Source organism: Flavobacterium fluviatile (assembly GCF_010645065.1).
Classification (GTDB): domain Bacteria; phylum Bacteroidota; class Bacteroidia; order Flavobacteriales; family Flavobacteriaceae; genus Flavobacterium; species Flavobacterium fluviatile.
The window spans coordinates 43,060-56,184 of sequence record NZ_JAADZW010000005.1; the positions used below are offsets into that span (position 1 = coordinate 43,060).

Consider the following 13,125-nt stretch of genomic DNA (forward strand, 5'->3'; position numbering starts at 1 on the left):
TAAAGGCAGTTAATGAAAAGGGCGAATCATATTTCATGATTCGCCCTTAAATATTAGCAGCTTTTTATTATTGAGTATTTTTAAACCAGTTCTTTTTTCAAAAATTTAGCGGTATAGCTCTTTTTGTTTTCAGCGACTTCTTCGGGAGTTCCTTTAGCAACTAATTGTCCGCCGCCTTTTCCGCCTTCTGGACCAACATCGATAATATAATCAGCAAGTTTGATTACATCCATGTTGTGTTCGATAACCAGAATGGTGTTTCCTTTGTCAACCAGTTTATTGATTACTTCCATCAAAACACGAATGTCTTCGAAATGTAATCCTGTTGTAGGTTCGTCCAGGATATAAAAAGTATTTCCGGTATCTTTTTTAGATAATTCGCCTGCCAGTTTAATACGCTGTGCTTCACCACCTGAAAGTGTTGTACTTTGCTGACCAAGCGTAATATATCCCAATCCAACATCCTGAATCGTTTTGATTTTTCTGTGGATTTTCGGAATGTTTTCAAAAAACGGAACTGCTTCATCCACAGTCATATCCAAAACATCTGAAATAGATTTTCCTTTATATCGAATTTCTAAAGTTTCTCTGTTGAAACGTTTTCCCTGACAGGTTTCACATTCTACATATACATCAGGAAGAAAATTCATTTCGATAGTTCTAACTCCTGAACCTTCGCAGGTTTCGCAGCGTCCGCCTTTTACGTTAAAGCTGAAACGACCCGCTTTGTAACCACGAATCATACTTTCAGAAGTCATCGTAAACAGATTTCTGATTTCGGTGAAAACCTCTGTGTAAGTCGCCGGATTCGAACGTGGCGTTCTGCCAATCGGACTTTGATCAATATCAATTACTTTGTCTATATGTTCTAAACCTTCAATCTTTTTGTAAGGCTGAGGTTTTTTTACACCATTAAAATAATACGCATTTAAAATTGGATACAACGTTTCATTGATTAATGTTGATTTTCCACTTCCGGAAACTCCAGTAACGCAAATTAATTGCCCTAACGGAATTTCAATCGAAACGTTCTTAAGGTTATTTCCTGTTGCTCCGGTCAGTTTCAGGAATTTTCCATTTCCTTTTCTTCTTTCTTTCGGAATCTCAAATTTCATTTTACCATTCAAATATTGAGCAGTAATCGTATTTGAATTTAAAGTTTCTTTTGGAGTTCCGATACTAATTATTTCTCCACCATATTTTCCGGCTTTTGGGCCAATATCAATGACATAATCGGCAGTTTCAATCATGTCTTTATCGTGTTCTACAACAATAACAGAATTTCCAATATCACGTAATTGTTCCAAAGACTGAATCAGTTTTTCGTTGTCTCTTTGGTGCAGACCAATACTTGGCTCATCCAAAATATATAAAACACCGACCAATTGTGAACCGATTTGTGTTGCCAGACGAATACGTTGTGCTTCACCACCAGAAAGCGATTTTGAACTTCGGCTTAAAGCCAGATAATTCAAACCTACATTCATCAGGAAGTTCAAACGGTCTTTGATTTCTTTTACAACCTCAGAAGCAATTAAAAGCTGCTTGTCGGTCAAATGATTTTCTAAATCCAGAAACCAGGCGGTTAAATCAGAAATATCCATATCACATAACTCGGTGATGTTTTTCTTATTTACCCTGAAAAATAAGGCTTCTTTTTTAAGACGGGAACCATCGCAAACCGGGCAGTTAATTTCGTCCATGAAATCTTTTGCCCAGCGTTTTATGCTCGTTGTAGCGCTTTCGTCATATTGATTTTTGATGAAATTCGAAATTCCTTCAAAATCAATTTTGTATTCTCTGGTTACGCCAAGATCTTTTGAGTTGATGGTAAACTTGTCTTTTCCTCCATGAAGAATCATATTTAAAGCTTGCTCAGGAATTTTTTCAATCGGATCCGTAATTTTGAATCCGAATTTTTCTCCAATAGTTTCCAATTGCTTGAAAATCCAGGAAGATTTATATTCACCAAGAGGCGCAAAACCACCCGATTTTATCGATAATTTCGGATTTGGAATAATCTTCTTAACGTTGATTTCGTGTACAGTTCCCAATCCGTTGCAATTTGGACAGGCACCTTTTGGGGAGTTAAACGAAAATAGATTCGGTTCAGGATTTTGATAAGAGATTCCTGTTGAAGGACACATTAAATTTCTACTGAAATAGCGTACTTCATTAGAATCCTGATCTAAGATCATCAAAACATCTTCGCCATGATGCATCGCTGTATTGATGCTTTCTGATAATCTTTTTTGCGTATCTGGATTATCTTCAATCACCATTCTATCTACAACAATCTCAATATCGTGCGTTTTGTAACGATCCAGTTTCATTCCGGCAACCAAATCCTGAACTTCACCATTTACGCGGACTTTCAAAAATCCCTGTTTGGTAATCTGCTGGAAGAGTTCGGCGTAATGTCCTTTTCTGGCTTTAATAACCGGAGCGAGAATATTGATTCTTTTTCCGTTATAATCCTGAATAATCAAATCTTTAATTTGTTCATCAGAATAGGAAACCATTTTTTCACCAGTGTTATAACTGTATGCATCTGCACCACGAGCATATAAAAGCCTTAGGAAATCGTAAATTTCAGTAATTGTTCCAACCGTAGAACGCGGACTCTTACTGGTTGTTTTTTGTTCAATCGCAATCACAGGCGAAAGACCGTCGATTTTATCAACATCCGGGCGTTCTAATCCTCCCAGAAATTGCCTCGCATACGCCGAAAAAGTTTCTACATAACGACGCTGTCCTTCAGCATAAATCGTATCAAATGCCAAAGAAGATTTTCCCGAACCAGATAGACCGGTAATTACAACCAGTTTTTCACGCGGAATAGATATATCAATGTTTTTTAGATTGTGAACTCTTGCACCAAGAACTTCAATTGTATTGTCTTTATCTAGCATAAATTTGAGCAAAACGCAAAGTTACCACTTTGATTTGTTCTTTTAGTGTTAGATTATAGAAGTTTATGTTAAAAGTAAAACAAGCCACAGACTCCTGTCATCATTTATTCATTTCATGACAATTATAATGGTTTTGGTAACATTTTTAATTTTTTTCGATTTAGTCTATTTTAAATTCACCTTAAATATGTTAAACGCATAAAAAGATTCATAATGAAATTGTTTGGGAATTAGGATTTATGTGTACAGCATTTTGAACAGAATTTATAATGAAATTATTTAACCTTTAAACTTTAACATCATGATTTTTTCTAATGAAACAGAAACACTGGAAATAGGACCAGGAGTAATTGCTCAGGCTTCAGTTGCCGAAGGACCTGCATTTATTTTATCTGCTACCGAATGGCTGGCAATTCAGACTTATGTTGAAAATGCTTTGGCTTTGCCTACAACTACAGAGGCGTTCAAGACTTACTTAGGAGAAGGAGCACCTGCTGATATGGCTCCATTTGCTTCATTAATTACAGCTTATGGAAATATTAATAAGCATGTAACGACCTGGCAAAAAGATACTTTTCCGGCAAGTGTATCTTTGGCATCAGATATAGTTAATTATGCCAAACAAGCTCCCACTTATTATAATCCAATTTTGCCTTTAGCAGAAAAATTAAAAAAAGATCCTAACGATAAAGACTCTAAAGATGCCTTGAAAGGAATACTTGAAGTTCTTTCTAAAAGTGCTTCGGGTCATCATACCAAAGCAAAAACTGTCGCACAAAAAATTCAGAATTTTGCTGATGATACTCAGGCAGATAAAGTTGTTCTTACCGGTGTAGATGGAAATGGCGGGTTAAAAAAATCATATAATGAGAAATATGGCGCTACAAGTAAAGAAGTAAAGGAAATAAAAGAAGATTTAGAACTTCAGCAAAAAATTCTAGATAAGGCCAATAAGGATTATGATCATTATGTTGTTGTGGCATCAACTACACCAACCTATGTATGGGTATGGCCATTTGGAACTGTTGCTGCAGCAGTTGTTGCAGGTGTTTATGGAGACAAGGCAGTAAAGGCTCTTGAGAAAGTGAGAGCGACTGAACAAAAGATCAAAAATTTGAATACCAAATTAGCTACTGATGCACTTTTGATTATAAGTGTAGGTAATGCAAGTTCAGGCATCAGTACAACTTCGGATCAAATTGCTGCTGCTTTACCGGTTATTCAAAAAATTCAGGGTGTTTGGGGATCGATCGCAGACGATTTAAATAATATTATTGAAACCATAGATACAAACATCGCTGAGGCTTTGCCAATTATTATGAACCTGGGTGTACAAACAGCCATTAATGAATGGACAGAAGTTGGTAAACTGGCTGAAGCATATAGACTGAATGCTTATATAACGGTTAAAAAATAATTATTATGCTACCCGATATTGAAACAATGACCCAATCTGTACAAGCTACAGATTGGTCTTCTTATTATGGCAATTTGCAAAAAAAAGGAAATATTCCGGATGCAGCAATTGCTATAACAGATAAAAACAATGCAATCTTTAGAGATATGTATGTGGATCTTACAATGGTAAAGGATAAAATCCGTAATTCAGGTTTTAATCCTTCCCAGATTACTATTTATGCTGATGTACTTTATATCAGCGATTTTACAGACATATTGCTGGAATCTGCTGCTCTTATTATTTATGCAAGAAGAATAGAAGTGGAGGGAAATTCTACTATTATTTTGGACTATCAAAAAAATAATACGGCAAAGCTGGTGGTATTTGCTGCAGAAATGTCTGGAACAATTATGGTTTCTGCCGTAAAAAACGCGAAGAAGGAACCAACTTTATTTAGTGTCAACAAAGGAAATGTTTTGCCTGGAATTATTATCCATGATCTGGAAGGTAGTCCAACAAGCGAGGTTTTAAAATTACAGCAGGGAATTGGTTTTCAAATACCAGCTAATATGCTTCTGTATTTAAATAATGCCTTCATTTATGCGTCTTTACTGTATGATCAAAATCCAAAACTCGCTGTTTCTATTTTTCTATGGGTAAAGGGCTGGGCAGCACAAAGTGCTGATACTGAAGAGTTGTTTTATCGCAGTACCAGTATGGCTACATTATTGAATTCTCAAATAAATGCTGCTGAGAATGGAGCTGTCTTTGTGCCGTATTTAACATCAGATATTTATACAATGCTCGCTAATGCTTTTTCAAAAGACGCCGCCAAGTATGAAAATGATTATATGCATTTAAGTACACAAGAGGTTTTGACTTCAGAAAATATTGCATTGGCTAAAACGATGCTTGTCAGTACACAAAGCGAAATAGATTATATAAACGCTTTACTTAGTCAGGCAAATGAAAATTATAAGAATGCAGTTTCAGCTTCGATTAAAGCTGAAGTGAATTTGAACAGGCAGCAAAGAAAAGTTAGTGATGTTGGAGCTAATTTCGAAAAAATCGGTATTCCGGATTACGAAAGAGAACAAATCATTAAGGCCGTAATAACATTGGTTAGTGCTGTCGTTACCTTTGGTGCAGGAATTGCTATGGTTGCTGCAGGTGATCCGGCTGCAGCACCCGCTGCTGTAACAGGTGCAGTAGATAGTGCTAAGGCGGTTGCTGATGCAGCAAAAACCGGAACAGAAATTGCTAAAACAGCCAAGAGCCTTTCTGATTCTATGGCTTCACTAAAAAAGCTGGTCGAAGTGCTTAAAAAAGTCTATGAACTGGCAAAAGCGGTTAAAGAAGTTGCAGGGGATATTTCTGAAGCAAAAAAACAAATGAAGGTGATACAAGAAATGGATGACACAACCAACGGAGCAGATTTGAGTGCTGCCTATGGCTGGGAAATATATCAGATACAAGCTGATAATATCCTGGAAGATCCAATTAAAAAGGAAATAGGTTTTGCAGCAGAATATAAACAAGAGCTTGATATAATGGTGGTTTATGGTCAGTCTCTTTCTGCTTCTCAATTAGCGGTTATTAAAGCGGGTCAGGAGGTAGCTTCTATTACTTTTCAACTGCATTATGCTAAGGAAAAGAAAGCCAATTTAGAAAAACTGGTTGATAATCTGAAAGTAGGGGATGCTCTTTTGTTAGGCATGAAGCAACAGTTTTATCAAAAGTATATAGATAGTAAAAGTTCTTTATTTTCTGCATTAAAATCATATCAGGCTTCTTATTTTTATTGGGCTCTTCGAAATTCTGATGTCCAGCCTAAAATTATAGATTCGGTTAATAATTTAAATGCAGGAATTCAGGATATTACAAAAATAGCTATGGACACTGCAAATGCATTGAATAAGTTTAATCCGCCACCACAGTCTATGAGTAATATGATTTTTGAAATTACCGATGATTCAGTTATCAGGGAATTGCAGACAACAGGAAAAACAACCTGGGTATTGCCATTAGATAATTCGGAGTTTGAAGGTTTAAACAGGGTTCGTTTGTCTAAAATAAGAGTTTGGTTAGAAGGTATAGTTCCAGATCCAAATCATGATTCTGTTTATATCAATATAAGCAATGCAGGTAATAATCTGGATCGCTACAATAATCTGAATTATCAGTTTGGCAGCAAAGAACTTACCAGAGCTTTTAAATATCTGATTTCTACCCATAATAAAAACTCCAGCTGGGATTTTGAGAATGGAACATATGGTGTGGTTCAAATAGATGGATCTGTTGATAAAGAAGTAGCTTATGCTTATTTTCAACCTACACCATTTAGTGAATGGAGCATATCACTTACCTCAAATAATCATGGACTGGATTACTCTAAAATCAGTAAAATTACTATGGTTTTTGAAGGTTCTGCTATTGGATCTGTTAAAAAAACAGTATTAAAAAATACAAACTAAATGGTTAGCTTAGCATCAGGTTCAGTTGGTGAAATATTTGCAATACCTGTCAGCGAATGGACAGCTATTAACAAACGTGTAGGAGAGGTTTTGGCAACTCAGAATGTCAAAGATTATATCCCTTCTGTTTTGTCAGGATATCCTGATTTGCTCAATAGCTGTCTGCAATGGCAGAGTTATACTTTTTCAGGGTTAGTAGAAAATTCCCAGAAAATATCGGCTTATAGTGCTCAGGCTATTAGTGATTTTGGCAGCCTGAATGCAAAGGTAAAAGAAGTAGTTCAGTCGGGAGGCCAAACTCTGCCTGATAACCTTAAGCAGGAAACGATTGATTTACTGAAAAAACTAAGTACCAGTACAGCACCAATAGCAGCACAATCTAATCTGCTTTCTTCAGATGTTATTAATTTTTTGAAATGCAATAGTATAGTGGATATCCAAATGGCAAAATTTAAAGGCTCCCTGGATGTTTTTTGGGAACCATTAGGAAATAATATAAAAGTGCTTGAAGATGCTGTAGGTCATGTTACCGGGGTTTGGAATGCTATTACAAATGATTTAGAGCATTTGCTAAGTTTGCCGGTTATAGTAACAATTCCCTTTATAGAGTCATTAAATTTAGATGTTGCTATTGCCAGCTGGCAGGATATACAGGTACAGGCAAAGGCTTTCCCCGCTATGACAGCCGGGCAGGAACAATATTGGACGAATCCTTTTTAAAATAATAAAAATTATGATAACAATAAATAATGGAAGTGTTCATGAGTTACTTTTAGCGGCTAATACTGGTCCCTTTATGCAGGCTGAAATAGTTTCGCTTACTGGTAAAGGAAAACTTCGTGTAACTTGCAATTGGTTGTACTCTTCACTTAATTGCGATTCAAATGATAATTCAACATTCTTGTGGCAATTCAATAAAATTGATGATCAGCATATTTCACTCTCTCCTGTAAATAGCTGTATCAATAAAACAATTTATGCCAGTGTCAGAGATGATATCAATTATTACCTTCAGGTACAGGCACCTTATTCTGCAGATTGGATTACGGCTGTGGGAAGAGATGAAATCATAGGTTTTAAACTTCAGGGAACATTTATCGGAGCATTTACGGGGTTTAATAATAAATTTATCGCCCTTAATGATAATTCGGACAGTCATGGTGGTCATACCGGATTTCGTTTAAGAAGCGCAGGGGATACTTTTAATCAAAACGCTCAATGGTTTGTGGCAATCAAAAATTCTTTACAGCAGCACATTCATTTTAGTGGAGTAAAATATGATTTAACGACTATAGAAAAAGAAATCAATACTTTAAACATGACTTTAGATAATGATGTGTTAGAAAAAGTAATTTTACAGATAAATAGCTGATTAATAGATATCAAAAAGAATTCTTTAATATTCGGGTAGGACTAATAAGCAAACTTATCCGATATTAACAATTATTCAATCGTCATAGAACGCAGTTTCGTTCTATAGGCTTCAAGTGCTATAGATTTTGAAATAAAGCCGTAATATTTATCATTTCGGATTACTGGAAGAAAGGCTGATTTGGTCTTTTCGAACTTTCTCATCACATTTTCCATGCTGTCAAAGGAATAAATAATTGCCGGAGGCTCCTTCATTACATCTTTGATTTGTGTGTATTTTACGCGGTAGCTGTTAAAAATAATTTCTCTGATGTCATTAAAATGAACAATACCCAAAAGATCTTTTTCGTTATTTATAACTGCAAAAACTACCTGATTTGAATGTGAAATGAGGTCCACTAATTTGCTTAAGTTTTCATCCGGATGAACAGTCAGATAATCGCATTGGATTATGGTATCAATATCTAAGGTTGACAGGATGTTAGAATCTTTATTACTGGTAAAAGCATGACCTTTTTTAGCCAGGTTTTTAACGTCAAGCGAATATCTTTCAAAGCGCTTCGAAATAGCAAAACTTATTGAAGATACGATCATTAGGGGAATCATTAAGCTGTAACCGCCTGTAATTTCAGCTATTAAAAATATAGCTGTTAGTGGTGCATGGAATAATCCGCTCAGGATTCCTGCCATTCCTACCATCGTAAAATTGGTAATTGGAAGTTTTGATAAACCAGTAAGAGTTATAAATTTTGAAAAGAAATACCCCAGGTACGATCCTAAGAACAAAGATGGGGCAAAATTACCTCCGTTTCCACCGCTTCCAATGGTAAGTCCGGAAGCAAAAACTTTGATCAACATCGTACATCCAACAAAAAGCAGTAAAATCCATTGATTATTTCTGAAATCAGCAAATAAGGTGTTTTCTAACAGTTTCCCAGGATCAGTTTCAGATAAAGTCCTGATACTTTCATAACCCTCTCCAAAAAGAGTAGGAAAAACAAAAATAAGTAATGCCAGAATCGATGATCCAAACAATGCTTTTTTGTAAGTATTCATTTTTAATTTTGAAAAATAATGCTCTACCTTTTGGAAATTTCGGGCATAATAAACTGCCATAAATCCGGTTAATATGCCTAAAAGGACATAAAAAGGGATGTTATGATAATCAAAAGCTTCCTGTTTTTTGAAAGATAAAAGAATACTTTCGTCTAATACAATTGCTGATACCAACGCACCCGTCGCAGCTGAAATCATAATAGGGGTGAAAGCAGAAATACTTACATCAACCAATAAAACTTCAATAGCAAAAAGAACTCCGGCTATAGGGGCGTTAAAAGCGGCTGCAATCCCTGCTGCTACGCCACAGCCGATAAGCAGCGTTCTGTCTTTGTATGCTAATTTGTAATTTTGTGCAAAGTTAGATCCAAACGCAGCGCCCGTAATAACAATGGGGCTTTCTAGACCCGCAGAGCCACCTAAACCAACTGTTAATGAGCTTGTAATGATTTGCGCATACATTTGTTTTTTCGGAATAATCCCTGCTTTTTTGGCAACCGCATATAATATTTGAGAAGTTCCTTTTTCAATGCTTCCGTTTAGTATTCTGTTTACAACAAAAACAGTTAGCACAATACCAACAATTGGTAAAATACTGGAAATAAAGCTCCATTTTAGAATCCCTGTAATATAATTGGCAAAAGAAAAAACACTATGGGCAAAAGTTTTTAGCACAATTACTGCTAAAGAGCACGAGATACCAATTAGAACACTTGATAAAAAAATAAACTGCTTTGGTGTCATTAATGACTGTGCTAAAGCAATAATACTTTCTAATTTTCTAAAATATTTTTTAAGCATTCTGTTTGTGAAAAATTAAAGATGTTACAAATTTAACTCTTAACATTCAAATTCGTATAAGAATTAAGTGCAAATATTATAAGAAAAGTAATTTTTGTTTAGACTGATATCGAATGTCTTCAAAGAAAGCCGTAAATTCTTCTTCAAAATACGGGTAGTATTGTTTTAATTCTTCGCTGGCAAACTGCATTTTGGATATATTTTTCGACCTTCTGTCCATTTGGGTTAAAATCTGATGGATTCCTTCAACTGTACGGTAACTCAAAAGCCAGTTTCTTTCAATCATATAAGGCATTAAGTCTTGAGTTTTCTCAGTCAGTATAGAATAATTGATATGTAATGAATTGTAAAAACGATTGATGAAGTCCTCCAATTTCTCATCCGAATATTTTGTCCAGTTTTTGGCTAAAAAATGATCGTAAATAATATCTACAATTACTCCGGCATAATGGTGGTATTTTTCATGCAGTCGTTTGGTACTTTGTCTGAAAATATCATGTGAATCGGTATATGTATCAATAAAACGATGTAAAATAATTCCTTTTTGCACATCATCCGGAAAATGCTCAAATTGTTTTCCACGAATACCATCCGCCATAAAATTGCCAATCTTGATTAGATCGTTTTCTCCTGAAAGGTATATATGGGCAAGGAAATTCATGGTTTTAAGGTATTATCAATTATGAGAAGAAGTGAACTAGGATCAAGAATTGTAAATGTATAAAAAACTTTTTAAATGATTTTTGTTTAAAAAAGTCATACTGTCATAATATTGAACGACTATTTAAAATCTTAGTCCCTTAATATCTCAGTAACTCACCAACTTTTTTATATTTGTAACAAATAACCATAACTCACAAAAATGACTTTAATAAAATCGATTTCAGGAATCAGAGGAACAATCGGTGGGAGAGTAGGGGATAACCTGACTCCGGTTGATGCTGTTAAATTTGCCTCGGCATACGGGACTTTCCTTAAAAATAATATTCAAAAAGAAAAATTAACCGTTGTAATTGGCCGCGATGCCAGAATTTCCGGTCCAATGATTCATAATCTGGTTGTAAATACGCTGATAGGCTTAGGAATTAATGTAATTGATCTTGGGCTTTCGACTACACCAACGGTAGAAATTGCCGTACCATTGGAAAACGCTGATGGTGGAATAATTCTGACTGCTTCTCATAATCCAAAACAATGGAATGCCTTAAAATTATTAAATGCCAAAGGAGAATTTTTAAGCGGTGCAGACGGGGCTAAAATCCTTGAAATTGCAGAAGCTGAAGATTTCGATTTCTCAGATGTAGACAATTTAGGGGAAATTACAGTAAATGATGCTTACATGGATATTCATATTGATGAAGTTTTAAACTTACCATTAGTTGATATTCAGGCTGTAAAAGACGCAAAATTTAAAGTTGTTGTTGATGGAGTAAACTCATCAGGAGGAATTATTATTCCGAAATTATTAGAACAAATGGGTGTTGAAGTAGTAAAATTATACTGCGAACCAAACGGCCATTTCCCTCATAACCCGGAACCATTGAAGGAACATTTAACGGATATTTCAGAGTTAGTTGTAAAAGAAAATGCTCATTTAGGAATCGTTGTAGATCCGGATGTTGATCGTTTGGCATTTATTAGCGAAGATGGAGAAATGTTTGGAGAAGAATATACTTTAGTAGCTTGTGCGGATTATGTTTTAAGTAAAACTCCGGGAAATACAGTTTCGAATATGTCATCATCCCGTGCTTTGCGTGATGTAACAAAAGCGCATGATGGAAATTATGAAGCCAGCGCAGTGGGCGAGGTGAATGTAGTGGAATTAATGAAAAAAAATAATGCTATAATAGGAGGAGAAGGTAATGGTGGAATTATTTATCCCGAATCACATTATGGAAGAGACAGTTTAGTTGGGGTAGCTTTATTTTTGACACATTTGGCAAACAAAAAAATGTCAGTTTCGGCATTACGTGCTTCATATCCGGAATATTATATGAGCAAAAATAAAATTGAACTGACACCGCAAATCGATGTTGATGCGATTTTAGTTGCTATGACCGATAAATATAAAAACGAAGATATTTCAACAATTGACGGAGTTAAAATTGATTTCGCAACAGAGTGGGTTCATTTAAGAAAATCAAATACAGAACCAATCATTCGTATATATACAGAAGCACATTCTCAGGAAAAAGCAGATGTTTTGGCACTTCGAATAATTGATGAAATAAAGGCAATCGCAGGTATTTAATATTTTAATTTCAGGATTTAAAAAACAAAAAAGTTTGATGGTATATTCTCATCAAACTTTTTTATTTTAAATTGAATTCCTAAAATTTTTTAACCTTGCTTAGAGCGGTTTTGTAGTTTTCATTTACCTTTTCCCAATTGATTAATTTATAAAAGGCATCTATATAACTTCCTTTTCTATTTTGATAATCCAGATAATAGGCATGTTCCCATAAGTCAATCCCCATAATAGGTGTGCCGGGAATCAATGCATTTTTCATTAAAGGATTATCCTGATTTTCGGTAGTTGTAATTTGTAATTTTCCGGCTTTATCGACAACAAGCCAAACCCATCCTGAACCGAAATGTTTAGTCGCTTCATTTTTAAATTGAGTGGTAAGATTGTTAAAGGATCCAAATTCTTTATTGATTGAACCTGCCAGAGTATCTTTTGGAGTTTGCTCCTTTGGTGTCAGGATATCAAAATAAAGTGTATGATTGTAATAACCTCCTGCATTTTGACGAAGTTTTGCATTGTTCATATCCATTTTTTTCAGAATATCTTCAATGGGAGCATTTTCGAATTCAGTAGAAACAATTTCTTTGTTTAGATTATTGGTGTATGTCAGATAATGTTTGGAATAATGAGTTTCTAAAGTCAGGGATCGTATGGCAGGAGCTAAGGCATCGTATGCAAAAGGCAATTTTGTCAAAGCAAATGAACCTTCATCAGCTTTTACATCAGCTGGACTGCCAATGATGATTTTTTCTTCTTTTGTAGGCAAAGGAACTTCTACAACTTCAGTTAATTTATTGTCATTACAGGAAAATAACATCAGTAATGAAGCTGTGAAAGTAAAACGGTGAATGTTTTTTTTCATAA

At 35.1% G+C, this 13,125-nt stretch carries 9 protein-coding genes; 5 read left to right on the forward strand and 4 right to left on the reverse strand.

Translation table 11 applies throughout. The features are described from left to right. Window positions 1–80 precede the first annotated feature (80 nt). Complete coding sequence (uvrA, locus tag GXM17_RS07740) at window positions 81–2,912, reverse strand: excinuclease ABC subunit UvrA (protein ID WP_163398724.1); 2,832 nt, start codon at window positions 2,910–2,912, stop codon at window positions 81–83. 301 nt (window positions 2,913–3,213) lie between these two features. Here uvrA and GXM17_RS07745 point away from each other — a divergent pair, with 301 nt between their 5' ends. From GXM17_RS07745 to GXM17_RS07760, 4 genes are read left to right on the forward strand one after another with little or no spacing between them, the layout of a single operon-like run. Further along, window positions 3,214–4,329: an alpha-xenorhabdolysin family binary toxin subunit A gene (locus GXM17_RS07745; protein WP_163398725.1), complete on the forward strand. Its 1,116-nt coding sequence runs from the start codon at window positions 3,214–3,216 to the stop codon at window positions 4,327–4,329. Between the two features lie 5 nt (window positions 4,330–4,334). Then, window positions 4,335–6,785, forward strand: coding sequence for a hypothetical protein (locus GXM17_RS07750; RefSeq protein ID WP_163398726.1), 2,451 nt, complete (start codon window positions 4,335–4,337; stop codon window positions 6,783–6,785). Beyond that, on the forward strand, window positions 6,786–7,505 hold the full coding sequence (locus GXM17_RS07755) for a hypothetical protein (protein ID WP_163398727.1): 720 nt from the start codon (window positions 6,786–6,788) through the stop codon (window positions 7,503–7,505). 13 nt (window positions 7,506–7,518) lie between these two features. After that, a complete protein-coding gene (locus GXM17_RS07760; protein WP_163398728.1) occupies window positions 7,519–8,157 on the forward strand; it encodes a hypothetical protein in 639 nt (212 codons plus the stop codon). Between the two features lie 71 nt (window positions 8,158–8,228). Here GXM17_RS07760 and GXM17_RS07765 read toward each other — a convergent pair whose 3' ends face one another. Together GXM17_RS07765 and GXM17_RS07770 are read right to left on the reverse strand one after the other, a co-directional pair. Beyond that, complete coding sequence (locus GXM17_RS07765) at window positions 8,229–10,013, reverse strand: chloride channel protein (protein ID WP_163398729.1); 1,785 nt, start codon at window positions 10,011–10,013, stop codon at window positions 8,229–8,231. Between the two features lie 76 nt (window positions 10,014–10,089). Next, on the reverse strand, window positions 10,090–10,674 hold the full coding sequence (locus GXM17_RS07770; RefSeq protein ID WP_163398730.1) for an acyl carrier protein phosphodiesterase: 585 nt from the start codon (window positions 10,672–10,674) through the stop codon (window positions 10,090–10,092). Between the two features lie 201 nt (window positions 10,675–10,875). Between GXM17_RS07770 and glmM the strand changes: the two genes are divergently transcribed. Then, window positions 10,876–12,264: a phosphoglucosamine mutase gene (glmM, locus tag GXM17_RS07775; protein ID WP_163398731.1), complete on the forward strand. Its 1,389-nt coding sequence runs from the start codon at window positions 10,876–10,878 to the stop codon at window positions 12,262–12,264. Between the two features lie 79 nt (window positions 12,265–12,343). Here glmM and GXM17_RS07780 read toward each other — a convergent pair whose 3' ends face one another. Then, the gene (locus tag GXM17_RS07780; RefSeq protein ID WP_163398732.1) at window positions 12,344–13,123 is read right to left on the reverse strand and encodes a superoxide dismutase; all 780 of its coding nucleotides are present in this window, start codon (window positions 13,121–13,123) and stop codon (window positions 12,344–12,346) included. Window positions 13,124–13,125: the final 2 nt, after the last annotated feature.

What these genes read in the sequence shown, in the direction of transcription:
- uvrA (WP_163398724.1), bottom strand. Translation starts at nt 2,912, where the DNA reads ATGCTAGATAAAGACAATACAATTGAAGTTCTTGGTGCAAGAGTTCAC.
- GXM17_RS07745 (WP_163398725.1), top strand. Translation starts at nt 3,214, where the DNA reads ATGATTTTTTCTAATGAAACAGAAACACTGGAAATAGGACCAGGAGTA.
- GXM17_RS07750 (WP_163398726.1), top strand. Translation starts at nt 4,335, where the DNA reads ATGCTACCCGATATTGAAACAATGACCCAATCTGTACAAGCTACAGAT.
- GXM17_RS07755 (WP_163398727.1), top strand. Translation starts at nt 6,786, where the DNA reads ATGGTTAGCTTAGCATCAGGTTCAGTTGGTGAAATATTTGCAATACCT.
- GXM17_RS07760 (WP_163398728.1), top strand. Translation starts at nt 7,519, where the DNA reads ATGATAACAATAAATAATGGAAGTGTTCATGAGTTACTTTTAGCGGCT.
- GXM17_RS07765 (WP_163398729.1), bottom strand. Translation starts at nt 10,013, where the DNA reads ATGCTTAAAAAATATTTTAGAAAATTAGAAAGTATTATTGCTTTAGCA.
- GXM17_RS07770 (WP_163398730.1), bottom strand. Translation starts at nt 10,674, where the DNA reads ATGAATTTCCTTGCCCATATATACCTTTCAGGAGAAAACGATCTAATC.
- glmM (WP_163398731.1), top strand. Translation starts at nt 10,876, where the DNA reads ATGACTTTAATAAAATCGATTTCAGGAATCAGAGGAACAATCGGTGGG.
- GXM17_RS07780 (WP_163398732.1), bottom strand. Translation starts at nt 13,123, where the DNA reads ATGAAAAAAAACATTCACCGTTTTACTTTCACAGCTTCATTACTGATG.